The sequence below is a fragment of the Rhodococcus sp. Ni2 genome, assembly GCF_021352185.1.
In the GTDB taxonomy this organism is placed as follows: domain Bacteria; phylum Actinomycetota; class Actinomycetes; order Mycobacteriales; family Mycobacteriaceae; genus Rhodococcus_F; species Rhodococcus_F qingshengii.
Window position 1 is genome coordinate 1,639,750 of sequence record NZ_WOXZ01000001.1, and the last position, 24,094, is coordinate 1,663,843.

Below are 24,094 nucleotides of genomic sequence, written 5' to 3' on the forward strand. Positions count from 1 at the left end.
CTCAGATGTTCACCACCCGAACCGCATTCGGCATCGTCTCGGCGCTTCTCCTGACCGTCGCCGGCGCAAGCGCGTGCAGCAGCTCCGCCGAGTCCGACACCGCCTCTGCAACTCGCTCCGTCACCCACGAACTCGGCACCGTCGAAGTTCCGGCCTCACCGCAGCGCATTCTCGCGCTCGACGAGTACGCGGGGTTGAGTGCACTCGCACTCGGCGTGAAGCCCACCGTCGTCTACAGCACCCTGCGATCGGACGTCGCCAAGTCGATCCTGCGCGAGCAGGGCGTCGAAGTTCTCGACAAGCCGACCTTCTTCGCCAACCCCGCCGTCGAGGAGATCGCGTCCGTCGAACCCGATGAAATCTTGATGAGCAATGCCGGTCCATTACCGAGCCTGTTCGCTCAGATCAACGCCGTGGCGCCAACCTTGGTCCTCCCGTACTCGGCGCCGTGGCGTGACGTGCTCGAACAAGCTGGGGCACAGCTCGATCGAGGCAGCGAAGCTACCGCCATGATCGGAAAGCTGGAATCCGGCCTCGAAGGCGTCAAGTCCGCGGCTGCCGGCCAGAGCCTTGCGATCCTTCTCGGCTACAGCGGAAACCTGTTCACCGTGCCACCGACCACTCCCATCTCCACACTGGTCACCGAGGCCGGATTCACCAGGCCGGCATCGGAAGTCAACGCGACCAACAATCAAGTCACCGGCACGATTTCCCCCGTCTCGCCGGAACTCCTACCCGAGCATGCGGCGCAGACCGTCGCCGTACTTTCCGGGCAGCAGTACGACGCATCCATCGTGCGAAACACTCCACTGTTCGACAACCTGACACCCGATCCGGCGCACGCTCTGGACGTCAGCGGTGATCTCTGGTTCGGCAGCCATCCTTTTGCCATCTACTGGATCATCCAGGATCTGGACGGCATCGCACATGGCAAGGGGCAGAACAGTATCGGAACCCTCGACAGCGCCGACGCGCGATGGGCGGCATTCAGCGCGCTCTGACGTCCTGACGGAAGGTCAGCGGAGAAACACCCACCCGGGTGGCGAAGAACTTCGTGAAGTTCGCAGAATCGTCGAACCCCAACTTCGACGCCACCTGGGTGACCGTGTCCGTGCCGAAAGACAGCAGACGTTTCGCTTCGAGAACCACACGCTGATCGATGTACTGCTTTGCCGTCATCCCAGCAGCGGCTCGGGTAGCCCGCAGCACAGTCTTCTCGGAGTACCCGATCTTGTTGGCGTACTCCGAAACCGAACGGACCGTGGCGAAGTCACGTTCGACAACGGCATGAAACCTTTCGAACACGTCATTGTGCGCCAGCACGGAACTCTGTTCCTGTCCACCGAGATGGGTCAGTTTCAACAGAATTGCTGTCAGCGTGTGCCGCAGAATGGCCGCGCGAACGACCGGCGCGGAAGTATCCGGGCAGCCGTAGTTCAGGTTCAGGTGTTTCATACCCGTGCTGATGGTCTCGAGGTTCTCACCGGACAACTGCCACGCTGCCTGCCGACTGCGAGCGTTCCCGTCCAACAACTGCTGACTGACGGCATCGAGCGACGAGGGCGTGAACAGAACAACCGTCGCCTCGAAATCCTGGATTCGCCCCCACTGTTGCACCTGCCCCGGTCTGACCCAGAACACGGTCCCCGGGCTCACCGCGTAGTTCACGAAGTCGATGGTGTGTAGCGCCGAGCCCTCGGTCACCAGAGCGAGCAAGTGAAATTGCGGACGTTGGGGGCCGACGAACTCTGCGCTTCCCCCGTTGATGCGAATGGTGTCCAGGCTGAGTACTTCGATCTCGGTCGCATCTGCCACCGACGATGCGTACCCGACGTCCCGGACGGGTACTTGTCTGTTTTTCACTAGTTCGGGACTCATCTTCACCGTGACCGAATACCCGAATGCGACATACCGTCAGAGTATCAATCAGTTCACGCTCGGATAGGAATCTTCCAGTGCAGACATCACGCTCGGAAACAGCAGGCAAGACGCAACTCACCTACGTCTTCGACGCCTATTGCGGGTGGTGTTTCGGCTTCGGCCCTGCGTTGACGGAGTTCGTCCGTCAAAATGCCGATTCCATCGACTTGTCCGTGGTCAGCGGCGGACTGTTCACCGGTGAGCGCGTCGCGCCCATGTCTTCGGCTCCGTACCTGAAATCAGCCAACGCGACCATCGCCGCCCAGACCGGCGCTGTCTTCGGTGACGGATATTCACAACTGGTGACTGATGGGCGGTTCGTCATGGATTCGACGGATGCAGCGATCGGACTCGCCGCACTGCGCGCGCAAGATCCGACACGCGCCCTCGACATCGCGGAGGCCATGCAGATCGCGTTCTACCGAGACGGTCGCAGCCTTTCCGATCCCGAGACGTACCGATCCATCGCGGAATCCCTCCAACTCGACCCATCTGCCGCGGTGTCTTCCCTGTTCACCGCCGCCTCGAAGGATGCTGCCCGCGCTGATTTCGTCCGAGCACGCAGGCTCGGCGCCACTTCGTTTCCGACGCTGTTGTTCCACGGGAGCGACGGGTCCGTCGTGAAATTCGGTTCTCCGACCAGTACCGCGGCCGATCTCACCCGCGACCTGAACACGTGTGTGCGGGCGTATGCGGTGGCTTGACCCACGCACTTTTGCGAGCGAAAGGTACGCCCGGCGCCTTCAGTACGCCGAACGTACCTTTCGCTCAGCGTGACTTCACCCAAATCACTTCGGCCCCCCTTCTGGTTTGATGAACACCGAACGAATCGCACCAAAGGGGAAACGACAGTGGTTTCAGATCCGATCACGGGCCTGGAGATGGAACTTGCCGACATGTGGCAACGAGGACGCGCCCAGGCGCGCACCTATGCGCGCGCAATTCATCCCAAACTCGATCCGGCGCTCTACCCGGTTCTGGTCATCCTGAACCGTTCGGATGCGGTGCGGATGTCCGACCTGATCTGCACCCTCGATATCGAGAAGTCCACCTTGACCAGGCAAATCGACGCCGCAGCTCGACTCGGCCTGGTGGAACGAATCCCCGATCCCGACGACGCTCGCGCCAAGTTGGTAGCTCTGACCCCTGAGGCGCGAACGAAGCTCACGACCATCCGCAATCACCAGATAGATCGCTGGCGCGCTCGACTCGCGAAATGGGATACGGACGACATCACCACGCTGACAGCGCTGCTTCACCGACTGGGCAGTTCCGAGGACTGACGACAAATTAGTCGTGATGGGCAGCCCACTCGAACAGCCGGACGATTTACGCCGTCACGACAATTCTGCAGCAGCACGCAGGATCAACTGGGTGACCTCGTGCGGGTGGGACGCCAAGGATGCATGGCCTGCGTCGAGTTCCTCGATCTCGCGGGCACCGATACGCTCTGCCATCCATCGCTCGGTTTCCGGCGGAATCATTCGGTCCTGCCCTGAAACCTGATACCAACTGGGCTTCCCACGCCATGCCGGCGGCCCTGACGGGTCCGAGAAGCACTGACCCGCAATGGGTTTCTGCGTCAGCGCCATGACCAATGCTTCCGTGTCGTCGAGATCCTGACTGAAACTCTCCTGAAACTTGTCCGGGGCGATCCACAAGAAGCCCTCGGCGTCCGGCGCGATGTTCGCCGCGCCCGCCGGCTGATCCGTGCGGGCGAAGATACTTCCCAGGCTGTCACCCTCGTCCGGCGCGAAGGCAGCGATATATACCAGTCCCACAACGTTTTCCGCATGACCCGCGCCTGTGATCACCGCGCCGCCGTACGAGTGTCCGACCAGCAGGGTCGGGCCGTCCATCGATTCGGCCAACTTCCTGGTCCGGTCCACGTCGTCGGCGAGCGAAGTAAGTGGATTCTGGACCGCAACCACTCGATGCCCGGCGTTGTGCAGGGTGGGTATGACGTGACGCCAATGAGAACCGTCTCCCCAGGCTCCATGCACCAGAACGATGTTTACCTTCTCTGTCATGACCAACTCCTCCAGATACGCAGTGCGACGAATACTCCGACGATCGGCAAGCCTTCGAAACCCAGGCCTTGCCTGTTACCCACGTTAAGGGGATCCTGGATCAATAACCATGACCAGATTGCCAAGTTTTTGTGCAGAAACGCCGAATGCTCGAGACATCGGAGTGATCGATCCATGAGGACAACATCATCACAGCGGTACGTACCCACCACCGACGAGACTCGAACCCGGGACACCCTCTCGCACGTTCTCGAAGTCGTCCACCTTCGCGGTGATCAGATTCATCGCTGCGTCCACGGCGAGAACTTCACCGTGGAGGTACCCACGGGGGTGCGAGCACTTCACATTGCCGAGCACGGTGACATCGTGATCAGAACGCAGGGCAAAGCCCCGATCGAACTCGGCCCCGGGGAACTCGTACTGCTACCCCATGGGCATGCTCATACGATCGAGAATGCGATGCCGATGCCCCCGAAAAACGAAACATGTTGGCTTTTCGGTACTTTCACACTCGACGACGTCGCAGCGCAGCGACTGCTGTCCGTTCTGCCGGACTTCGTCGAACTGCGCGCGACACAAGGGACCCCGGTCGAGTGGCTCGATGTGAGCAGCCGACTGTTGGGCGCCGAGGTGGACGATCCGAAACCTGGTTCCTCCGTGATGGTTTCCCGGATTCTCGACCTTCTCTTCGTCCAGATCCTCAGAGCGTGGGCTCGAGCGGACGGATCGAACGGCGGATGGTTGACCGCAGCAATGGATCCACGAATCGGGCAGGCCCTCGAGGCCGTCCACAACGACCCGTCACGCAACTGGACCATCGACGAACTGGCGACGCTGTCCACCCTGTCGAGATCGTCTTTTGCGGAGCGCTTCTCGCGACTGGTCGGCCAGACGCCCGGCGCTTACATCACCGAGCGCCGACTCGACCGTGCCGCCGAACTACTCGTGCAAACCACCGAGCCGGTCGGAACCATTGCGATAACTGTCGGCTACGAATCCGATGCCGCGTTCAGCCGCGCCTTCCGTCGACGATTCGACGCCTCGCCGTTGAACTGGCGAAAGTCCAACTCCCACAATCACTGACGTCAGGTCGCAGCGATTACGCCTGCGACCGGGATCCGGCCGAGAACTGCAACGCGGAAGTCCACCATCGCGCGCTCCACGTGATTGGCGCTCGAGACCACAACCACGCCGGTCGCGCCTCGATCGGCGAGAATCCGCGCAGAGTTGATCGCATTCTCGACCGTCGACCACGAAGTTCCCTCTTCGGTGATCCGGCCCGGGTTGACGCCGTTGGCAACGAGCCATTCGCGCATCGCCCTGGCTTCCGTTACTCCGGCCTTCGGAGCCCCACCGCTTGTGATGATCGGAGACTGCGGGTACTGACGGGCCAGCTGGAGCGCCGCCTGAAGCCGGTCGACCAACATCGGACGCATCGTGCCGTCGTCGAAGAGGCCGGCACCCAAGACGACGATGTTCGTGCCCACGGGGTTGAGGTCGAGCAGCACGGGCGACTGGCGTGTCAGCGTCTCAGCACTCGTGCACGCGAGAATGAGAGACCGCACCGGTGTTTGGCAGCCGCCCACCGTCGACAGGATGCCGTTGACGACCGTCGTCGGAGTGATGTCGGCACTCGCTGTCGCCGGCGTCAATCCCACTCCGGCTGCGGCGATTACCGAAGCAGCAATCAATCCCTTCGTCAGAGACCTACGAACATTTGCCATATAGCCGAACCCCCAGATTGTCGATTGTCCAGCCCACGGTAACGAACATTTCGTCGCGATTGCATCATTTGACTCAAATTTACTGTTCACTGACCGTCACACAGATTAAACATAAATATTGGGCAACAATTCGGGTTCGAAACCGTCATCTACCAGCATCTCGAATCGACGCGCCTGCCGCGTTACCGATCTGAGCTGCAGCATCCCCGAGCAGGTCGGCGACACTGAACGGCAACAATTCGTTGTTGCAGATCACGATGTTGCATCCGGGTGTTCCTGCTCGCCCCGTCCCGACCATCGTGTCGAAGATCAATTCGGGGTTCGCGAAGCCGACGAGCTGTGACGGATCGTCGATGAGCGGACCACCCGACCCATGCACGGGAGGCCCGACGTACGGCGGCGGTGAAACGTCCACGATCGAAGCGACGACAAGCCGCAAGAACTCCTGGAGATAGAGATCCCGAGGCGCGTTCTGCCACACCGGATGCGAAACATACTTGCTCACCGGCGCATTCACGGAGTAGAAGTCCTCGCCCGCGTTCACCCAGGTCAAGAAGCCGTACCCCCATTGGACGGAGAGGGCGCGGACAACTCGTCGAGGTAGGCGGAGTCGATCAACGTCTGATCACGCCACGCGCCTCGTTGCACCATCAGCTGACCCAGTCTGGCCATGTCTCCCGGCCGCATTGCCAATCCGAGAATCAGACACGTTCACAGAGAACCACAGACGCATCACGTTTGGGAAGAGTCCGCCTCCATTCCGAGCGCGCGACGCGCTCCCAGCGCCATGGTGACCTGTACAAGATCTTTCGGTGACGACAGGTCAAGTCCCGTCAGGGAACTCGCTTTACGCAGGCGGTACACGACCGTGTTCGGGTGTACGTGCAACTGCCGAGCGGTGGTAGCTCGATCGAATCCGGAGTCGATGAAAGATTCGAGCGTCTCGAGCACGGCAGGATCGGACTCCAACCGCGACAACACATCTGCGAGGATCGGCAGCGCAGCGCTCGGGCGGGTCAGTTGATACTCGACTGCAAGATCCTCGAGACGCACGACCCCACTTGTACGGCCGTACTTTCGGGCAACGTTCAGCACCTCGCGCGCCTGCGACACCGCTGCGGGAATTGCCGGCGGTGCCGCGACATGTACGGCGGCAACCGTCGATGCACCGATGACCTTCTCGAGATCACCCAATCGTCGACACAATGAAAGATACTGCGGACTCGACGCCCAGTTCCCCTCAGCGGGTTCCGATTCCACAATAGGAATCAGTACGGCTCCGCCACTGCTCCCGAGCACCCCGAGCGCTTTGTCACGCCCCACCTGATCAAGCTCTCGTTGCAGGTGGCGCACCTTTCTCCGCTCGGCGACGGCAGTGTCCACCTCGGTCGAGGACTCGTCGTCATTCCGTTCGACGTGCAGCGCCACCACCCAGTACAGGCGCGCCAACCTGATGCCCACATCGTCGGAGACCCGATCAACATCGACACCCGTCGAAAGTGCTACGAACAATGACCTTCGCGCAGAATCCTCGTCCGTCTGGGTGACATGGTCGGAACCGTAGCCGGCAAGAACCGCCGACGCGGAAGCCGCGGTGTATGCATTCAAGAGTCGTCCGGTGCGGGCAAGTGCGACAGCGTCTTCCGGGACCGCCCATTCGCTGATGGTCTCCCACCACAGCCCGGCTGCCAAGTGATATGCCCGCAGCACCTCACCGAGCGGAACCAATTCCTGAGCCCGTTGGCGAGCCGATTCGCTGATGTCGGCGAGCAACTCGGGCGCCAGATCGGCGCCGGTCCGCAGCATCGAAATGAACAGTTCCAGATTGCGCCTCACGATGGTGGTGACGTCGTTACGCAATGCCTCGTCAGGGAGCAACCGGTAGAAGGTGACGTCGCGGTGGACCAGATCGACTGTCTCAATGACCAGTGGATGGGTGCGTTGCGCCAGTCGGTCGGCCAGAGATCTGCCACCAACCAGGATCGGCTCGAACGGCAGATCTTTGTTTCCTGACACAAAACCCTCCACAGAATTGAATTGCCACCACAAGGCCGACCTGCCTTTTTCCTATCACTATGTAACCCACGCCACTCACGAATTCACAATCAGCGGCGTAACTGGAAGTCCCACCTTCGACCAAGAGGAGCCTCGAGTGACGTGGAAAACGCGCAGCGCAGCCATTCTGGCAGGCGTCGTGGCTGCCGGTTCGATCGCGGCTCTCGGGACCGGTGTGTCGAGTGCCGAGACACCGGTCAGCACTATCCAGTACGTCGCGCTCGGCGATTCCGCGGCGGCCGGCCCACTGGTCACCGCGCAGGACTCGTCGTCACCGGGCTGTCTACGATCACTCGACAACTACCCGTCCGTGGTGGCGCGAGAACTCGGCGCTCAACTGACGGATATGACCTGCTCGTCGGCGCGATCCGCCAACATCACGGAGACCGCACAATCGACGTTCTCCGGTCAAGTATCACCGCAGGCAACAGCATTGGGGCCTGATACCGACCTCGTCACCATCACCATCGGTGCCAACGACATCTCGTTGTTCCCGACAGTTCTGAGCTGCGTCAACCCACTCCCCGAACCCACCGGAACGTCCTGCCGTGACAAGTTCACCTCCGGTGGCGTCGATCAACAGCGACAAATGATCGAAAATGCGTCCACAGGTTGGAGTTCCATGATCGAAGTCGCGCAGGATCGAGCACCGTCGGCGCGCATCGTCGTGGTCGGATACGGAACATACATCCGTGGTGGCGGCTGCCCCGGCACTCAGCCGTTCTGGCCGCGCGACGCCGACTATCTCCAGAGTGTGATCGACTACGGCAACACGGTCATGGCAGCAACTGCGGCCCGTCACGGCGTCGAGTACATCGACATCACCGAAACCACTGCCGGGCATGACATCTGCACGGACCCCGCCACTGCTTACTACACGGGAATCGTCCCTACCCAGCCGGCGGTTCCACTGCATCCCACTGCGGCCGGGATGCAGGCGATCGGCAAAACGGTCGCCGACGCTCTGTCCTGAGCTTCTCCCCCAGCACAATTCATTCAGCACTCGCGAAAAGGGTGGAACAATCATGTCAATTCAACGAGACGCTCCGCCGCTGCCGTCCGTCGACGGCGCCCCTGTCGGAACACGTGACAAACTTCTCGGCGGCACACTCGTCGCCCTGTTTCTCGCGAACATGCTCAACTTCTTCGACCGGGCGATCCCCTCGGTCGTTGCCGAGCCGATCAAGAACGAGTTTTCGCTCAGTGACTTGCAATTGGGATTGATCACCTCTGCATTCACCCTCGTCTACGCAGTCGCAGGACTGCCTCTGGGCCGGTTGGCCGACACGAAGAACCGTCCCAAGATCATCGGGATCGGACTCCTGGTGTGGAGCGGACTGACGGCAGCAACCGGTGCCGCCGGCAGCTACGTGCTGTTCATCCTCGCGCGCCTCGGCGTCGGTGTGGGCGAAGCGACCTTCACACCCGCAGCAAACTCGATGATCGGCGATATCTACCCGGCAGAACGACGCTCACGCGCACTTGGTGTCTTCATGCTCGGTTTGCCGATTGGCCTCATGCTCGCCTACTTCACCGTCGGCAAGATCGCCGAGGCATTCGACAGCTGGCGTGCACCGTTCTTCCTCGCGGCGATTCCCGGTGTCCTGCTGGCAGTCGTGCTCTACCGCATGGCAGATCCGGTTCGTGGTGGTTCCGAAAGTCCGGAGGCCCGCGCAGCCGCTGTTTCACAGGCACCGATCACCCGCCCGATCCGTCGTCTGCTCGCAATTCCCACGCTTCGTTGGCTCATCCTTGCCGGGCTGACGTTCAACTTCGCCGCCTACGCAGTGAATTCGTTTGTCGTCCCACTGCTCATGCGCCAGTACCACCTGAAGCTGACTGCGGCGGCATCGGTCACGGGCATCATCGTCGGAATCACGGGCCTGATCGGATTGCTTCTCGGCGCTCGCTACGCTGACAAGGCCAGCGCACGCTCACCGCGCGCACGGTTGATGATCGGTGTCGGAACCTCGGCATTGGCGGCACCTTTGACGGCGCTGGCACTGTTGCAACACGGCGGAAACGTCGTGATGTTCACGCTCTTGTTCTCGGCCGGGTGGCTTCTGGCCTACGGCTTCTACATCAGCGTCTACCCTGCCATTCACGACGTCGTGGTTCCCAGGCTCCGCGGCACTGCGACTGCGCTGTTCTTCGCTGCCATGTACCTTCTCGGCGGATTCTCCGGACCGGTTGCCGTTGGAGCGATCTCGGACTGGTTCGCCAAGCGTGCGCTTGCAGATGCCGGTACCGGGAAGTTGGCTCAGTACGCCGGCGACGGGTTGAACTCGGCCATGTATCTCGTGCCGATCATGTTGGCACTCACCGCGGTATTCATCTACCTGGCTACCCGCACTGTAGGCAAGGACTCCGCGCGCATGCAAGCGGAGCTGAGCCAGGCCTGACCGACAAGTTCACGGGCGGTGGCGGGACCCTGAGGCCCCGCCACCGCCGAGTTCAGTTGACCGTAATCGCCAGAGTCGACAACATGGACCGCAACATGTCCGGCAAGCGAGCGATCATTCGCTGCTCGGTTATCCGAACGGAGACGGGCGCGGCCAGCGTCGCTCGCCACAGTTCCGGTTGATTCTTCATCAGGTTGTTGTAGACCGGGAGCAACTGATCGTTGATGTAGGTCCAACGACCATCCCGGTCCGCCCAGTTGAAGTCCGGAAGCGGCGTTTGCACAACAGCATTGCCCACCGCGAACGAGAGCGGGTTCGACTCGCGTGGCGGCACGACGCCAGGCATCGACGGTGATGCGGCGAAGGTGGTCAGGTAAGTCAACGAGCGACCAACGCTGCCGCGGTAGGCCTTCGCCTCGTCCCACTGATCACCCACCGACTGGTACTGCTCCCTTCGCAGCAGACGCACATTGCCGTCGAAGACCGATTCCGGTGTCCCCGAAGCAATGTTGTTCCACGCGATACGGGCGTTCTCGTCGAGCAACCCTGCGCGATCGAGTTCGGCGATGCCGTCGACACCGTCGTGAACCCACGCCATGTGCATGGGAATCAGGTCCGAGTAGATGTGTTTGCTCATCGCAATCACTTTCCCCTGGAACCACATCACGTCCTCGGGGCGAATCTCGTGGCCGACCTCGAGAAGTGCCGCAATGTCCTCGGGTGCTCCCATCGACGATGCAACCGGCGACCCGATGCGGTCGATCTCTCGCCAGACCAGTGCCATCGCCTCGCTGATCGCTTGGACTTCCAGCACAACCCGCCCGTAGTCCAAGTCGAGGAGTCCACCGGCGAAAGCGGGCCCGACCATTCCTCCCATACCTGCCCACTGCAGCTCTCGATGCTCGAGCTGGAGTCGCTCGTAGAACTGGAAAGTGTTGGTGAGGTTTCCGAGATTCGCGTGCACACCGTCGAACGGAGTCCACGAAGCGAGATCGATACCTGCCGACTCCGTCCCGACCGCGAGCCAGTACTGCTTGAGCAGTGTCTGATAGCGATGCGGATCCACTCCCGAGGCTCGGGCGGTATCCACCAAAGACCGCAGCGTCGCGGAATCCGATGGCAGAGAAGGATGCAGGCCGCCCGTGGCTTCGGCGTTTGCGTTCACTGCTTCCAGGTCGAGGTACCTGTCGAGCTCACCAGTACCCGCGGACGCCCTGCCTCCCAGTACGACGGCACCGCCGATACCTGCCGAAGCAACGAGAACCGTGCGCGCAAAATCCCTGCGCGTCAGAGACTTCCGCAAGCTCATCGTCCCTCGGCTTCGTCGAACGTCTTTGCCAGCCAGGCGATGTCCTGCATACCCAGCTGATCGGTCACCGTCTTGTACAGGTTGGTCACGTAATCGAGCGGCCCGCACTGCGACGGGAGCAGGTCCACGTTGCCGCCGTCTGCTCGATATGTCTGCGCCAATTGCTCTGCCTCACTGAAGGGAACGAGAAAGTCGTCCTCACAGGAAGAAATCAGAAGCTTGGAAGCCGGCGCCTGCTTTCCCAACGTGTTGTCCGCGTACGCCGCGGCCAGCGCAGGGATCGTTCGGGGCGAAGGGTTGGTGAGTAGGACGTCGAACGGAACGAATGGGAGTCCGAGGTAGAGCGCCTGGCAGGACGCGCGGAAGGCTGCGGCGACGTTGTGACCGATCGGAGTCAGATGGTCGTCGAGCCGAACGTCGGGGTAGCCCGCGTCGAATCCGAGAATGCTCGAGAAGACGAATCCGGAACCGATCCCACCGGCCGCTGTTTCCTCGAACGTTGCCGGGTCGATCATCATCGCCTGAATGGCACTGGCCTCGACGTTCAGTTCCGGCGCATATTCATGGGCCTGTTCCGCGGCAAAGCCCGCTGCGACACCGCCTCCGGCGACACCGTAGATGCCGACAGGGGTGTCTGATTCGAGGCCACCTTCCGGAAGCGCGAGTGCTGCCCGAACGCCGTCGAGCGTTGCCTTCCCTGAGAACTGTCCGATCGAGAACGGATGGGGAGCAGTGTCGCCGTCGTTGCCGACGTCGCTCATCATCACTGCCCAGCCGTGGCCGAACATCTGAGCCACCGGGCCGAGCGCCGAGAACATCGCCGGGTCGCTCTGATTGCCGCCGGTCCACTGGTGACTTGGTGCGCAGTTCGCGCCGAGGCTGTCGTTCGCCTCGGCGTATCCGATGATCTTGCGATCACCTGGCGCAGTTCCGTCCTCGGGAATCATCAGAATTCCGGTGCTGATCACCTGCCGACCGAAGTGATCAGTGGTGGTGTACATGAGTTGGTGAGCCGAGACCACGTCGGGGCGGACCTGGTAGACCTGCACGCTGACCGGACGCGCTTTGAGAAGTGTGCCGGGGGCGGTACCCGGCTCGATTTCGGGTTCGTCGAACCACGGATCATCGGACGAGAGCCCGAGTGGAGTCAATTCGGTGGAAATGTCAGCGCCTTGGAGTGCCTTCACGACCAACGGATTGAACACGTCGGCCAGGTCGACGGTCTCCTGCGCACCAGCCGGCGACCCCACCGCAAACAAGGCCACTGCCAGGGCCGATGCCGTTCCGGCGCGCCATGACCACCGTCGCCACGTCGAGTCAAACATCGTTCACGAGTTCCTTACTTTCGGGTAATGAGCACCCCTACACTCCCATTCACCTGCATTAACAGACAAGTCGGGCACCCATCCGTTGGCCGAAAACCCCGATCGGGCTTAGGCTGACGGCACCTGTCCGGCAAGTCTGGCGTGGGAGGTTTGTCTGTGAGTGCTCCGACCCGTGTATCGCGAGCTACCGGCGATTCACTCCAAGCTCGACCGCGGCCGTCCAACATCACGTGCAAGATTCTGATGGCCGTGACAGGACTGATCTTCGCCGCTTTCGTTCTCGTCCACATGATCGGAAACCTGAAGGTCTACACCGGTGCCGATCACTTCGACGACTACGCACACTGGCTACGAACGGTGTTCGAACCCTTCCTGCCCTACGAGGGACTTCTGTGGATTCTTCGCATCGTCTTGCTCGCGTCATTGGTCGCACACGTCTGGTGTGCCTGGCTGCTCACCGTCCGCGGACGCCGAGCTCGAGGAAAATTTCGACGTAAAGGTCTGGGAATCAAGTCCTTTACAGCGCGCACGATGCCCGTCACCGGAGCTGTGCTGCTGCTGTTCGTCATTTTCCACATACTCGACCTCACGACCGGAACCCGACCCATCGGCAGCAGCGAGTACGAAGCGGCCACGCGCACACAGAGTTACGCATACGACAATCTGATTGCCAGCTTCGAGCGTCCGCTGGTGGCAGCGTTCTACATCGTCGCGATGGCTCTGCTGGCAATGCACCTCGCGCACGGACTCTGGAGCGCGGTCAACGATCTCGGCGTGACCGGCCAACGACTGCGCCAGATTGGCGTTGCACTCTCCGGAATCTTTGCGCTCGTCGTGATGGTCGGAAACATGTCGATCCCCATCGCGGTCATGACCGGCGCCATCTCGAAGACAGGAGCGTCATAAGTGAACAGCTTCGAACTCGACGATCTGCGCAGCATCGGGACACCGGTGGACGGTAAGGTCCCGGCCGGCGATCCGGCGACGGCCTGGCCCACTCGCAAACTCGACTACAAGCTCGTCAGCCCACTCAACCGGCGCAAGTTCACGGTCATCGTCGTCGGTACCGGCCTCGCCGGCGCGGCCTGCGCCGCCTCCCTCGGTGAACTGGGCTACCACGTCGAGTCCTTCACCTTCCACGATGCACCCCGCCGTGCACACAGTGTCGCCGCGCAAGGAGGCATCAACGCTGCTCGCGCTCGAAAAGTGGACAACGACAGTCTCGCCCGCTTCGTGAAGGACACCGTCAAGGGCGGTGATTTCCGGGGCCGTGAGGCCGACTGTTTCCGTCTCGCCGAAGAATCCGTACGCGTCATCGATCACATGAATGCCATCGGGGCACCGTTTGCTCGCGAGTACGGCGGCACTCTGGCCACCCGATCCTTCGGCGGCGTTCAGGTGTCGCGCACGTACTACACGCGCGGGCAGACAGGCCAGCAGTTGCAGATAGCGTCGTCGCAGGCACTGCAACGTCAGATCGCAGCCGGAACGGTCAACCTACACACCCGAACCGAGATGCTCGATCTCATCGTTTCGGACGGGCGAGCACAAGGGATAGTCACACGCGATCTCGTGACCGGTGAGATCGGCGCCACCACAGGCCATGCCGTCGTACTGGCATCCGGCGGCTACGGAACCGTATTCCACAAGTCCACACTTGCGAAGAATTCCAACGCCACGGCCGCGTGGCGAGCGCACCGACGCGGTGCGTTGATGGCTTCACCCTCGTTCATCCAATTCCATCCGACGGCGCTTCCCGTCAACTCCGAGTGGCAGTCGAAAACCATTCTGATGAGCGAATCCCTGCGCAACGACGGCCGGATCTGGGTACCGGCCAAGCCCGGAGACGATCGTGAGCCCGGCGACATTCCCGAAAACGAACGCGACTACTACCTCGAGCGCAAATATCCTGCGTTCGGGAACCTCTCTCCCCGCGACGTCTCTTCACGGGCCGCCCGCGAGCAAATCGACTCCGGTCACGGCGTCGGCCCTCTGAAAAACAGTGTGTACCTGGATTTCCGCGATGCGTTGGCACGGCTCGGCCGCAAGACCATCGAGGAGCGATACGGAAATCTGTTCTCGATGTATCGCGACGCCACCAGCGAAGACCCCTATACGGTGCCGATGCGCATCGCCCCCGGAGCCCACTTCACCATGGGAGGACTGTGGAACGACTACGACCAGATGACCTCCATCCCCGGCTTGTTCGTCGGTGGTGAGGCAGGCTGGGGATACCACGGGGCCAACCGCCTCGGCGCCAATTCGTTGCTCTCGGCATGCGTCGACGGCTGGTTCACCCTCCCATACGCGATTCCGAATTATCTTGCACCGCTACTCGGATCCACTCCACTCGAACTGTCCGATCCCGCTGTGACGTCGACGCTCACTGACGTGAGGGGTCGGGTGGACCTGCTGCTCTCGGTCGGCGGAACACACGGCCCCGACAGGTTCCATCGACAACTGGGCGAGATCCTCTATGCGGGTTGCGGTGTCACCCGAACGGCCGAGGGCTTGACCAAGGCGATCGCCGAAATCCGCGCACTGCGAACCGATTTCTGGTCGAACCTGCGAGTTGCCGGCAGCGGAAACCAGTTCAACCAGGAGTTGGAAAGGGCCGGCAGGGTAGCCGATTTCCTCGAGCTCGCCGAACTGATGTGCGTCGATGCTCTCGATCGTGACGAGTCCTGTGGAGCGCACTTTCGTGCCGAACATCAGACTCCCGACGGCGAAGCGCAGCGAAACGATCAGGACTGGTGCTTCGTCTCCGCGTGGGAAACCGCCCAGGACGGCAGACACGTTCGACACGACGAGCCGTTGTCCTTCACCGCTGTTCCACTGCAGACGAGGAACTACGTATGAAAATCACCGTGGACGTGTGGCGCCAATCCGGACCTGAGTCGTCCGGCGCATTCGACACCTACCAAATAGACGACGCGACGGTGGAGATGTCGCTGCTGGAGCTCCTCGACCGACTCAACGACCAACTCGTGGAGAGCGGCAACGAACCCATCGCCTTCGATTCCGACTGCCGAGAAGGGATCTGCGGGTCCTGTGGCATCACCGTCGACGACGTTCCCCATGGGCCGGTTGCGAACACTCCCACGTGCCGTCAGCACCTGCGCAGCTTCTCCGACGGTGACCGAATCAAACTGGAGCCGTTCCGCTCCGCGGCCTTTCCCGTGGTCCGAGACCTCGTCGTCGATCGCTCTGCGCTCGACCGGGTGCTCGAAGCCGGTGGATACGTTTCGGTCAATGCAGGAACCGCGCCGGACGCAGACAGTCAGCCGCTCTCGCATCAAAGTGCCGAAGCTGCACTGGACTTCGCCGCGTGCATCGGCTGTGGCGCTTGCGTGGCAGCCTGCCCGAACGGTGCCGCGCACCTCTTCACCGGGTCCAAACTGACCCACCTGTCTCTCGTCACGCAGGGCCGCAACGAACGTGGCAAGCGGGCCCGAGCGATGTCGCACCAGATGGAGGCCGATTTCGGGCCGTGCTCGACCTACGGTGAATGTGCGCAGGTGTGTCCCGCGGAGATACCGCTGACCGCGATTGCCGCTGTCAACAAGGAATCGATGCGATTCGGATTGCGGCGCAAGGACAACTGATCGTCACCAGGCGCCGATCAGCTTCATCCACGCGCCGCCGATGATCGTCCAGATCAGGATGATCACGACGCTCATCACGAAACCGATTCGGAACCACTCCGAGGTCTTGATGTATCCGGAACCGTAGATCACTCCGGCCGGACCGGACGCGTAGTGCGAGATACCGCCGAACAGGCTGCCGATGAAGCCGAATACCAGGGCCGAGAACAGCGGCGGCGCACCGGTTGCCACCGCCGCGCCGAGAAACACCGCGTACATGGCGACGATCTGCGCGGTGTTCGACGCAAACAGATAGTGCGCGTAGAAGTACACCAAGGTCAGGATCGCAAAAGCCCAGATCCACGGCAAACCGTCGACGCTCGAGGAGACCTGGGTTCCGATCCACGAGATCACGCCGAGTTCTTCGAGATGGCTTGCCATACCGACCAGAACGGCAAAGAACACGAGCGTCTGCCACGCCCCGGTGTCGTGGACCAGGTTGTTCCACGTCAGCACCTTGGTCACCAACAGGATGCCGATTCCGACGAATGCTGTTGTAGTGGCATTGACGTTGAGCTGCGAGCCCAGGCACCAGAGCACCAGCAGCAGAACGAAGGTGGCGGCCATGATCTTCTCGTTGCGGCTGATCGGACCTGCCTTGCGCAGTTCCTCCCTGGCTTGCTCGGGTGCTTTCGGAGTCTTCAACATCGTGGGCGGGAAGATCTTCGACATCACCCACGGGATCGCGATCAGACTCGCAATTCCCGGAACCGATGCTGCCAGCGCCCATTTGCCCCACGAGATGTCGATGCCGATCTTGGCAGCCGCATCGACGGCCACAGGGTTACCCGCCATGGCGGTGATGAACATCGCGGAGGTCACGACGTTGACTTGCAGCGACGTGAGCAGCAGATATGCTCCGAGCTTCTTGCGAGAGTCCTCGGGCTCGGGATTGGAGTCCTCCAACTTGCTCAGCGAGACGATGATCGGATAGACGACGCCACCCGCACGGGCGGTGTTCGACGGCGTCGCCGGAGCAAGTATCAAGTCCGTCAACGCCATTCCGTAGGACAATCCGAGACTCGACTTGCCGAGTTTGGTCACGAACATGAGCGCAACCCGTTTGCCGAGTCCAGTGACCAGAAAGCCCTCGGCAATGAAGAACGATGCGACAATCAGCCAGATCGTGGTGTTACTGAAGCCGGACAACGCTTCCGTCGGCGTCTCGGTCTGGGTGATCATGGCGATCGATAGGCCTACCAGCGCCACAGAACCCGTCGGCAGCGGCTGCAAGATCAACGCCACGATGGTGCCGACGAAGATTCCGAGCATGTGCATGCCCTTGGGATCCACACCGTCCGGAACAGGCATGAAATAGATGATCAGGCCGAGGACGACGGGCACCGCAGCCGGGTAGTACCGCCTGAGCACTGATTGTTTCGACGGCTCCGCCGGCGGTGTCGTCTCAGAAAAAGACTCAGTGCTTTCGGATTTGGCCTCGGACATTTGCATCTCCTCGACTTGTCGCCCCAGGTGATCGCCCCAGATGATTGTCCCCCAAACATCAGGTTTTCGTGCGGTCAATCCAAGTTCGAGAGAAATTGCCCGGAAGTACAGTCGTCCTTACGAGGCGCTGTCTCGCACCGACGCTTCAGTGGGAGAATGCCCATCTCTCGCAAAAGATTGTGCCAATCGATCAACAGAGGCGCCGGCGTGCTGCACGCTTGAATCTCGGAGAGTTGTTCAACCTGCTTCTGCGAAAGGTATTCGTCGGCACGATGTTTGGGTCAGGACTGCGCGGATTGCCGATCTCGACCGGATCTTCGCGCGTGATGTGATCCAATTCCGAAGCATGTCAGCCGACAGACAGACCCACGAACCGAGAAGATTCGTATCGGGCCGACGACTGGTTGCGCCATCTATTGTCGGGAGTGTGACGGAATCCGACGCCCACGAGGACTCGACCGACTCCACTGAATCGGCAGTGGCCGATCACCCGAGGAAACGTCCACTGTGGCGTGAGATTCTGATCCTCGTTGTCGTCGCACTTGTCCTGAGTGTTGTCATTCAGAACTTCGTCGGACGCATCTTTCTGATCCCGTCGGAGTCCATGGAACCGACACTTCACGGATGCACCGGCTGCACGGGAGACAAGATCCTCGTCGACAGAATCAGCTATCGATTCGGGGATCCGCAACCTGGGGATGTGGTCGTGTTCAAGGGACCCGAGTCCTGGAACGACGAGTACAAATCCATTCGATCCGACAATTCGATTGTTCGCGCGTTTCAGGGACTCGGGTCCATCGTCGGCTTGGTCCCGCCGGACGAAAACGACCTCGTGAAGCGGGTAGTCGCGGTCGGTGGCCAAACCGTACAGTGTCTGTCCGAGGAAGAGGGGCTTCGGGTGAACGGCAAGCCGCTGACCGAGCCGTACATCGACAAGCGCATTCCGGGCAACGATACCTCTTGTCAAGGAAGGTATTTCGGGCCGGTCACGGTTCCCGACGGGAACCTGTGGGTGATGGGCGACAACCGCGCCCATTCGAAGGATTCACGTTTCCATCTCGATGACGAACACAGTGGAACGGTGCCGATCGACAATGTCATCGGCAAGGTTCAATTGATCGTCCTTCCCTTCTCACGGTGGGGAACTGTGAGCTCGTTCGATCCGCAGTGACAGATCGAATCAACCAGGCGGCCCGCATCTTCGGACGGCACAGTCGACATGGCTCCGCTTTCGGACGATCATCGAGCGCATCTGTTACCGAGGGTAGGAGAACCACATGCGCGCTCGACGCATCACCGCCAATCTCAAAGTCGCCGATGTCGGAACCGCCAAGAGCTTCTACTCCGACTTTCTCGGCCTGAGCACCGAAGAGTTCAACATGGGGTGGGTCGCTCGCTACACCTCTCCCGACACCGGCGCGAACGTACAGCTCGTCACGCACGACGCCACTGCAGCCGAGGACTCGGTCATCTCAGTCCACACGGACGACGTCGACGGCGCCTACGAAGAGGCCCGCAGGCTCGGCTACGAAATCGTGCACCCCATAACGACCGAAGAGTGGGGTGTTCGCCGATTCCTCGTCCGGGCACCCGATGGCAACGTCGTCAACATCGTGCGACACCGGGACTGAGCAGCGGAAAGAACCCCATTCGACGTTTTAGGTCATTTGACCTAGAGTTAGGTGCATGACCGATTCATTGCAGTATTCAGCCGACGGCCCGATCCTCGTGGCCGGCGGATACGGAACCGTGGGCAGCGCCCTGACAGCGTTGCTCGCCCCCGACTTCCCACTACTCCTCACCGGACGCACCCCCGAGCGAGGCGACGAACTGGCCGGCCGTCACGGCGCTTCCGTCCGCCGCTGGGACCTCCTCGACCCGACACCCTTCGACGCGTCCGTACGCGCGGTCGTTTCGACGGTCAACGATCCCCACGATCGTGTCCTGTCCGCCGCCGTCGAGGCCGGCATTCCGTACGTGGACATCACCCGCTGGACAACCCGCGTCGCTCGCGCCGCCACTCTGGCGGGTCAGAAGTCGCCGAGCGCACCGGTGTACCTGTCGTCCGGATGGATGGGCGGAGTCACCAATATCGTCGCCGCAGCGCTGGCCGAGGAACTGGGTGGCGCGAGCACGATCGACGTCTCGATTCGCTACGACGTCAACGACATTGCCGGGCTCGACTCCGTCGACTTCATCGATCGGCTCGGGCAGGATTTCGAGGTGATTCAGCAAGGAAACCCGATCACCGTCAGCCCGTTGACGGATACACGCTGGGTCGACTTCCCCGGATCGCGCACCAAGGTCGGAAGAATCGACACTCCGGAACAATTCACGTTCCCCATGACCCTGGGCGCCGAAACTGCCAGCACTCGAATAGGTTTCAGTTCGAATGCATCCACAACTGCGCTGCTCGCCGCCAAGAAGGTGGGTCTGTTCCGTTGGGGTCGCGGCGACCGCTTCACACCGCTACGACGCGGACTCCTGTACTCGCCGGGCAAGGGCGGGAGCGCGCAAGTACGCATCGATGTCACGGGCCCGAGCGGCACGACAAGCGCGACAATCGTCGACCGGCAGGGCCAGGCTCACCTCACCGCGGTGGGCGGCGCGCTGGCCGTCAGACGAGCCTTGGCCGACGATGCCCGGCCTGGAGTCACTTTCCCCGAATCGCTTCCGAACCCTCGCCGCACCGTCTCCGAGTTGGAGAGCTTCGGGGTGGCAGTATTGCGACCATGACCCTCTCCAAGGGCGCCGCCCGTGCGGCAGCACTTCTCGACGCAGCAGAACAGGTCCTCACTACTCAGGGCAATGCCAACTCGGCAATGCGCGATTTCGCAGCCGCGGCCGGAGTGCGGGTAGGACATCTGCAGCACTACTACCCCACCCGTGCAGATCTGATACGCGCAGTGATGTCACGTGCATTGACCCGCTCACTGGATCGCCTTGCCGTCGTCCCCGATACGGATCAGAGCCTCTCCCGCGAGGAATCCGAACACTTCATCGGAGTCCTGCTCGGAGAACAGGACGACCAGGCCACGGTGCGTCTGTACGTCGAAGTATGGGCCATTGCAGCGGCGGACCAAGAAGTCGCGGTCGTGCTTCGAGACTTCTACGCCCAGTACATCGCACACGTAGAGCGCGCAGTCGCGTGTGCACAACCGGAGCTGGATGCGGCGGAACTTGGCGCGACAGCGCAGACCATCGTGAGCCTGCTCGAGGGTTCCGCAATTCTCCGATCGGGAATCACCGGCCGAAAGTCCGAGGCTTCGGACCGAAAGCTCGTGGACACACTGCAGTACCTGATTCACGGGTCCTGACTCGGACGTATCGTAAAGCCCATGAGCGTTGCAAACGAATGGAGCCGAATCGAAGCGTGGTGCCGTACAAACGCACCGGTGACGGCTGCAGCGTTTCAACCAGGACTCGGTGACGCCGTTATCGAGGAATTCGAAGCCTCGACCGGCGTCACGTGGCCCCAGGAACTTCGCGACCTGTATCGGGTCCACAACGGCAGCCTGACCCACGACGACCGGACCGGCCTCTTTCTCGGCAGCGTGCTCCCGGACAAGTTCTTCTACCCCATAGACGTCGCAACCGAAGTTCGTCTCACTCTGCTCGAAACGTGGGACGAGACGATCTACGAGAATCCAGACCTCTACGCCGAGGACGAGATGGATCGACACGATCAACGCGACGCAGGCACTGCCGCAACCATGTTCATCCCCTCGTTCGTTCCCTTTGCCGGACTGGACGAGTACCACTACTTCGTGGACACCCGTAGCGGCGCACTCCACCATTGTGTGACCGAGTATGCCTCGGACGCCACTGACAACGGCGGTCCGATCTGGGCGTCCATCTCGGTAATGCTGGCCGCCCATGCCGTAGCGCTGGAAACAGGATCAACGATCGGAGTGTGGAAACCCGTTGTCAGCAAGGGTGTTCTGGAATGGGAAGTCGACGCATGACACCCAAGCAGGATCCGACCCGTCGCACCCTCGCCGACGGGCGTCAGATCTTCTACTTCGACGATGCCGGCAGTGCCCGCGCCCACTCTGCGCGAGATTCCCGCGAATTGCCGGCTCTCGACCACTCGTCTCGGATGAGATTCGACGTTCTCACCGGGGAGTGGATCACCATGGCTTCGCATCGCATGACACGGACACATCTCCCCTCCGCCGCCGAATGTCCATTGTGCCCGACCGACGAAACACGCACGCCCACAGAGATACCCGACGGAGACTACGACGTCGCGGTGTTCGAGAATCGGTTTCCGAGCTTTGCCGCGGCGCCTGAGGAAGCCATTGACAGTCCCGGAGACGGTGCGGGCGATCGCCCAGCGGCCGGTCACTGCGAAGTGATGTGCTTCTCGAGCGATCACACGGCGTCCGTCGCCGAGCTTCCACTCGAACGCATGCGCACGATTGTGGGCGCCTGGATTTCTCGGACCGAAGAGTTGTCGGCGGATCCGCTTGTGGAACAAGTGTTCTGCTTCGAGAACCGCGGCGAAGAAATCGGGGTGACACTCACCCATCCACACGGACAGATCTACGCATACCCGTATGTCACGCCACGCACCCGATCGATGCTGACGCAGGCGCACAAACACTTCGAGCGCACCGGTCGCTCACTACTCGCCGATGTTCTGGCGTTCGAGCGCGAGGACAAGGCCCGGTTGATCTACGACGGCGATCACTGGAGCGCCTACGTCCCGACCGCCGCACGATGGCCCATCGAGATTCACCTGGCACCGCACCGAGACGTCCCGGACCTTCCCTCGCTGAACGACCAAGAGCGCGAAGAGCTTGCGGTCGTCTACCAAGATCTCCTACGCCGTATCGATCGCTTCTATCCGGGCGTCGACCGGGTACCGTACATCGCGGCCTGGCACCAAGCTCCCGTCCGCATCAACCGACCTCTGGGCCGACTGCATCTTCAGCTGTTCTCGATCTTGCGCGCACCGGGCAAACTCAAATACCTCGCCGGGTCCGAGTCCGCCATGGGCGCCTGGGTGAACGACACCGTTCCCGAGGCAGTCGCGGCCCGCCTACGGGAGTTGAAATAGTGGATACGGTCTCGAACAATTCTGTGCTCCAACAGTTTCACGCCACCTACGGCTATCCGGCAACCGGAGTTTGGGCGGCACCCGGTCGAGTCAACCTGATCGGTGAACACACGGACTACAACGGTGGATTGTGCCTACCGGTCGCTCTCGAGCAGCGAACACTGGTTGCCGTCGCACTGCGCAGCGACGGGGTCGTCCGCGTGCACAGTCGGCAATCCGCCGAGACGTACACCGGGCCCCTCGGCGACATCGCCACAGGGTGGGCCGCCTACCCCACAGCCGTTCTGTGGTCTCTTGCGCGCAGAGGCCTCCCGATCGAAGGAATCGATCTTGCCGTCGACTCGTCGGTACCGGTCGGGGCCGGGCTGTCGAGCTCCGCTGCCCTCACCTGTTCGGTTGCGTTGGCCGTCAACGAACTTCATGATTCACCTTTCGCCCGCGATGAGCTGGTACAGGTGTGCATCCAGGCCGAGAACGACGGCGTCGGCGCACCGACCGGAGGGATGGATCAAACCATTGCCCTCTTTGCTCAGCCCTCGACCGCGCTCCTGCTGGACTGCCAGGACGGATCCACCGAACCCATACCTTTCGAACTCCACGGTGCAGGGTACGAACTGATCGCCATCGACACCCGGGTCAAACACTCGCTCGCAGACGGACAGTACGGAATGCGGCGCTCTCAATGCGTCGCTGCAGCAGCAGCTCTCGGCGTCGGCAGCTTGCGAGAGGCTACAGCAGGCCAGGCCGAGACAGTGCGAGACCCGATCCTCCGGGCGCGGGCACGGCACGTCGTGACCGAGATCGAGAGGACGCGGAAGACCGCAGAACTTCTGCGCAGCAGCAGATTCAGTGACGTCGGCGAGCTGTTCGACAACTCGCACGCCTCGTTGCGCGACGACTTCGAGGTCTCGTGCGATGAACTCGACGTCGCCGTTGCCGCAGCACGACGCGGCGGCGCGATCGGTGCGCGGATGACCGGCGGCGGATTCGGAGGCTCAGCCATCGCGCTGGTTCCGGAAGGAAGCGGAGCGGAGGTCATCGCGTCGGTGAGCCGCGACTTTGCGGCGCGAGGTTGGCGAGCACCACACTTTCTCGGCGTCGTTGCCGGGGGTTCGGCCGCCCGTCTCTGAGCGAACGGCACGTTCAGCGCACTGGAGGTGCCGAACGTACCGTTCGC

General features: G+C 61.7%; 25 protein-coding genes. 16 read left to right on the forward strand and 9 right to left on the reverse strand.

What is annotated here, in order from left to right:
- Window positions 1-5 precede the first annotated feature (5 nt).
- Window positions 6-1,001: an ABC transporter substrate-binding protein gene (locus tag GN300_RS08145; protein WP_054781018.1), complete on the forward strand. Its 996-nt coding sequence runs from the start codon at window positions 6-8 to the stop codon at window positions 999-1,001.
- On the opposite strand, the gene GN300_RS08150 is transcribed toward GN300_RS08145, so the two are convergent.
- Window positions 988-1,815: an AraC family transcriptional regulator gene (locus GN300_RS08150; RefSeq protein ID WP_030536057.1), complete on the reverse strand. Its 828-nt coding sequence runs from the start codon at window positions 1,813-1,815 to the stop codon at window positions 988-990. The two genes, GN300_RS08145 and GN300_RS08150, sit on opposite strands and share 14 nt — an antisense overlap.
- A gap of 140 nt (window positions 1,816-1,955) precedes the next feature.
- On the opposite strand from GN300_RS08150, the gene GN300_RS08155 reads away from it, so the two are divergent.
- Both GN300_RS08155 and GN300_RS08160 read left to right on the forward strand, forming a co-directional pair.
- Window positions 1,956-2,624, forward strand: a complete 669-nt coding sequence (locus tag GN300_RS08155) for a DsbA family protein (protein ID WP_007730785.1) — start codon at window positions 1,956-1,958, stop codon at window positions 2,622-2,624.
- 147 nt (window positions 2,625-2,771) lie between these two features.
- Window positions 2,772-3,203, forward strand: a complete 432-nt coding sequence (locus GN300_RS08160; protein ID WP_003942924.1) for a MarR family winged helix-turn-helix transcriptional regulator — start codon at window positions 2,772-2,774, stop codon at window positions 3,201-3,203.
- 54 nt (window positions 3,204-3,257) lie between these two features.
- Here the strand turns inward: GN300_RS08160 and GN300_RS08165 are convergent, their stop codons facing one another.
- Complete coding sequence (locus GN300_RS08165; RefSeq protein ID WP_007730784.1) at window positions 3,258-3,950, reverse strand: alpha/beta hydrolase; 693 nt, start codon at window positions 3,948-3,950, stop codon at window positions 3,258-3,260.
- A gap of 174 nt (window positions 3,951-4,124) precedes the next feature.
- On the opposite strand from GN300_RS08165, the gene GN300_RS08170 reads away from it, so the two are divergent.
- Window positions 4,125-5,033 carry an AraC family transcriptional regulator gene (locus GN300_RS08170; protein WP_064113671.1) on the forward strand — a complete coding sequence of 303 codons (909 nt, stop codon included), beginning with the start codon at window positions 4,125-4,127 and terminating at the stop codon, window positions 5,031-5,033.
- 2 nt (window positions 5,034-5,035) lie between these two features.
- On the opposite strand, the gene GN300_RS08175 is transcribed toward GN300_RS08170, so the two are convergent.
- The 4 genes from GN300_RS08175 to GN300_RS08185 are packed head-to-tail and all read right to left on the reverse strand — an operon-like array spanning window position 5,036 to window position 7,690.
- Entirely contained in the window at window positions 5,036-5,764 is a 729-nt protein-coding gene (locus GN300_RS08175) for a YdcF family protein (RefSeq protein WP_054781017.1), read from the reverse strand.
- A gap of 55 nt (window positions 5,765-5,819) precedes the next feature.
- Entirely contained in the window at window positions 5,820-6,227 is a 408-nt protein-coding gene (locus GN300_RS08180) for a hypothetical protein (RefSeq protein WP_156511707.1), read from the reverse strand.
- Window positions 6,224-6,346 (reverse strand): hypothetical protein, encoded by a 123-nt coding sequence (locus GN300_RS29680; protein ID WP_256520072.1) that lies wholly within the window; start codon window positions 6,344-6,346, stop codon window positions 6,224-6,226. The genes GN300_RS08180 and GN300_RS29680 overlap by 4 nt, the downstream gene beginning before the upstream one ends.
- 60 nt (window positions 6,347-6,406) lie before the next feature.
- Window positions 6,407-7,690, reverse strand: coding sequence for a CdaR family transcriptional regulator (locus GN300_RS08185; protein WP_063316017.1), 1,284 nt, complete (start codon window positions 7,688-7,690; stop codon window positions 6,407-6,409).
- Window positions 7,691-7,826: 136 nt separating this feature from the next.
- Here GN300_RS08185 and GN300_RS08190 point away from each other — a divergent pair, with 136 nt between their 5' ends.
- Window positions 7,827-8,702: an SGNH/GDSL hydrolase family protein gene (locus GN300_RS08190; protein ID WP_063315553.1), complete on the forward strand. Its 876-nt coding sequence runs from the start codon at window positions 7,827-7,829 to the stop codon at window positions 8,700-8,702.
- A gap of 52 nt (window positions 8,703-8,754) precedes the next feature.
- Window positions 8,755-10,131: an MFS transporter gene (locus GN300_RS08195; RefSeq protein ID WP_003942962.1), complete on the forward strand. Its 1,377-nt coding sequence runs from the start codon at window positions 8,755-8,757 to the stop codon at window positions 10,129-10,131.
- 52 nt (window positions 10,132-10,183) lie between these two features.
- On the opposite strand, the gene GN300_RS08200 is transcribed toward GN300_RS08195, so the two are convergent.
- Together GN300_RS08200 and GN300_RS08205 are read right to left on the reverse strand one after the other, a co-directional pair.
- Window positions 10,184-11,440 (reverse strand): hypothetical protein, encoded by a 1,257-nt coding sequence (locus GN300_RS08200; protein WP_063315552.1) that lies wholly within the window; start codon window positions 11,438-11,440, stop codon window positions 10,184-10,186.
- Window positions 11,437-12,765: a lipase family protein gene (locus GN300_RS08205; protein ID WP_063315551.1), complete on the reverse strand. Its 1,329-nt coding sequence runs from the start codon at window positions 12,763-12,765 to the stop codon at window positions 11,437-11,439. The genes GN300_RS08200 and GN300_RS08205 overlap by 4 nt, the downstream gene beginning before the upstream one ends.
- A 156-nt stretch (window positions 12,766-12,921) precedes the next feature.
- Between GN300_RS08205 and GN300_RS08210 the strand changes: the two genes are divergently transcribed.
- The 3 genes from GN300_RS08210 to GN300_RS08220 are packed head-to-tail and all read left to right on the forward strand — an operon-like array spanning window position 12,922 to window position 16,370.
- Complete coding sequence (locus GN300_RS08210; RefSeq protein WP_047269404.1) at window positions 12,922-13,671, forward strand: succinate dehydrogenase cytochrome b subunit; 750 nt, start codon at window positions 12,922-12,924, stop codon at window positions 13,669-13,671.
- A complete protein-coding gene (locus GN300_RS08215; protein ID WP_007730764.1) occupies window positions 13,672-15,624 on the forward strand; it encodes a fumarate reductase/succinate dehydrogenase flavoprotein subunit in 1,953 nt (650 codons plus the stop codon). It begins immediately after the preceding gene.
- Window positions 15,621-16,370 (forward strand): succinate dehydrogenase/fumarate reductase iron-sulfur subunit, encoded by a 750-nt coding sequence (locus GN300_RS08220; RefSeq protein WP_042921559.1) that lies wholly within the window; start codon window positions 15,621-15,623, stop codon window positions 16,368-16,370. Before GN300_RS08215 ends, GN300_RS08220 begins: the two co-directional genes overlap by 4 nt.
- 3 nt (window positions 16,371-16,373) lie before the next feature.
- Here GN300_RS08220 and GN300_RS08225 read toward each other — a convergent pair whose 3' ends face one another.
- A complete protein-coding gene (locus GN300_RS08225; RefSeq protein ID WP_042446385.1) occupies window positions 16,374-17,855 on the reverse strand; it encodes an anion permease in 1,482 nt (493 codons plus the stop codon).
- A 427-nt stretch (window positions 17,856-18,282) separates the two neighbouring features.
- Between GN300_RS08225 and lepB the strand changes: the two genes are divergently transcribed.
- The 7 genes from lepB (at window position 18,283) to galK (ending at window position 24,047) form a co-directional block, all read left to right on the forward strand.
- Window positions 18,283-19,026 (forward strand): signal peptidase I, encoded by a 744-nt coding sequence (lepB, locus tag GN300_RS08230; RefSeq protein WP_042446389.1) that lies wholly within the window; start codon window positions 18,283-18,285, stop codon window positions 19,024-19,026.
- A gap of 106 nt (window positions 19,027-19,132) precedes the next feature.
- The gene (locus tag GN300_RS08235; protein ID WP_003942961.1) at window positions 19,133-19,486 is read left to right on the forward strand and encodes a glyoxalase superfamily protein; all 354 of its coding nucleotides are present in this window, start codon (window positions 19,133-19,135) and stop codon (window positions 19,484-19,486) included.
- Window positions 19,487-19,541: 55 nt separating this feature from the next.
- Window positions 19,542-20,591, forward strand: coding sequence for a saccharopine dehydrogenase family protein (locus tag GN300_RS08240; protein WP_054781013.1), 1,050 nt, complete (start codon window positions 19,542-19,544; stop codon window positions 20,589-20,591).
- The gene (locus GN300_RS08245; protein WP_003943180.1) at window positions 20,588-21,172 is read left to right on the forward strand and encodes a TetR/AcrR family transcriptional regulator; all 585 of its coding nucleotides are present in this window, start codon (window positions 20,588-20,590) and stop codon (window positions 21,170-21,172) included. The genes GN300_RS08240 and GN300_RS08245 overlap by 4 nt, the downstream gene beginning before the upstream one ends.
- Window positions 21,173-21,193: 21 nt before the next feature.
- Window positions 21,194-21,820, forward strand: coding sequence for an SMI1/KNR4 family protein (locus GN300_RS08250; RefSeq protein ID WP_054187516.1), 627 nt, complete (start codon window positions 21,194-21,196; stop codon window positions 21,818-21,820).
- Complete coding sequence (galT, locus tag GN300_RS08255) at window positions 21,817-22,917, forward strand: galactose-1-phosphate uridylyltransferase (RefSeq protein ID WP_054187517.1); 1,101 nt, start codon at window positions 21,817-21,819, stop codon at window positions 22,915-22,917. Before GN300_RS08250 ends, galT begins: the two co-directional genes overlap by 4 nt.
- A complete protein-coding gene (gene galK, locus GN300_RS08260) occupies window positions 22,917-24,047 on the forward strand; it encodes a galactokinase (protein ID WP_063315550.1) in 1,131 nt (376 codons plus the stop codon). Before galT ends, galK begins: the two co-directional genes overlap by 1 nt.
- Window positions 24,048-24,094: the final 47 nt, after the last annotated feature.

Excerpts from the sequence above, each read along its gene's own strand:
- GN300_RS08235 (WP_003942961.1), top strand. The coding sequence starts at position 19,133 with ATGCGCGCTCGACGCATCACCGCCAATCTCAAAGTCGCCGATGTCGGA.
- GN300_RS08205 (WP_063315551.1), bottom strand. The coding sequence starts at position 12,765 with ATGTTTGACTCGACGTGGCGACGGTGGTCATGGCGCGCCGGAACGGCA.
- GN300_RS08225 (WP_042446385.1), bottom strand. The coding sequence starts at position 17,855 with ATGTCCGAGGCCAAATCCGAAAGCACTGAGTCTTTTTCTGAGACGACA.
- GN300_RS08250 (WP_054187516.1), top strand. The coding sequence starts at position 21,194 with ATGAGCGTTGCAAACGAATGGAGCCGAATCGAAGCGTGGTGCCGTACA.
- GN300_RS08245 (WP_003943180.1), top strand. The coding sequence starts at position 20,588 with ATGACCCTCTCCAAGGGCGCCGCCCGTGCGGCAGCACTTCTCGACGCA.
- galT (WP_054187517.1), top strand. The coding sequence starts at position 21,817 with ATGACACCCAAGCAGGATCCGACCCGTCGCACCCTCGCCGACGGGCGT.
- GN300_RS08145 (WP_054781018.1), top strand. The coding sequence starts at position 6 with ATGTTCACCACCCGAACCGCATTCGGCATCGTCTCGGCGCTTCTCCTG.
- GN300_RS08240 (WP_054781013.1), top strand. The coding sequence starts at position 19,542 with ATGACCGATTCATTGCAGTATTCAGCCGACGGCCCGATCCTCGTGGCC.
- GN300_RS08200 (WP_063315552.1), bottom strand. The coding sequence starts at position 11,440 with ATGAGCTTGCGGAAGTCTCTGACGCGCAGGGATTTTGCGCGCACGGTT.
- GN300_RS08165 (WP_007730784.1), bottom strand. The coding sequence starts at position 3,950 with ATGACAGAGAAGGTAAACATCGTTCTGGTGCATGGAGCCTGGGGAGAC.
- GN300_RS29680 (WP_256520072.1), bottom strand. The coding sequence starts at position 6,346 with ATGGCCAGACTGGGTCAGCTGATGGTGCAACGAGGCGCGTGGCGTGAT.
- GN300_RS08195 (WP_003942962.1), top strand. The coding sequence starts at position 8,755 with ATGTCAATTCAACGAGACGCTCCGCCGCTGCCGTCCGTCGACGGCGCC.
- GN300_RS08220 (WP_042921559.1), top strand. The coding sequence starts at position 15,621 with ATGAAAATCACCGTGGACGTGTGGCGCCAATCCGGACCTGAGTCGTCC.
- GN300_RS08170 (WP_064113671.1), top strand. The coding sequence starts at position 4,125 with ATGAGGACAACATCATCACAGCGGTACGTACCCACCACCGACGAGACT.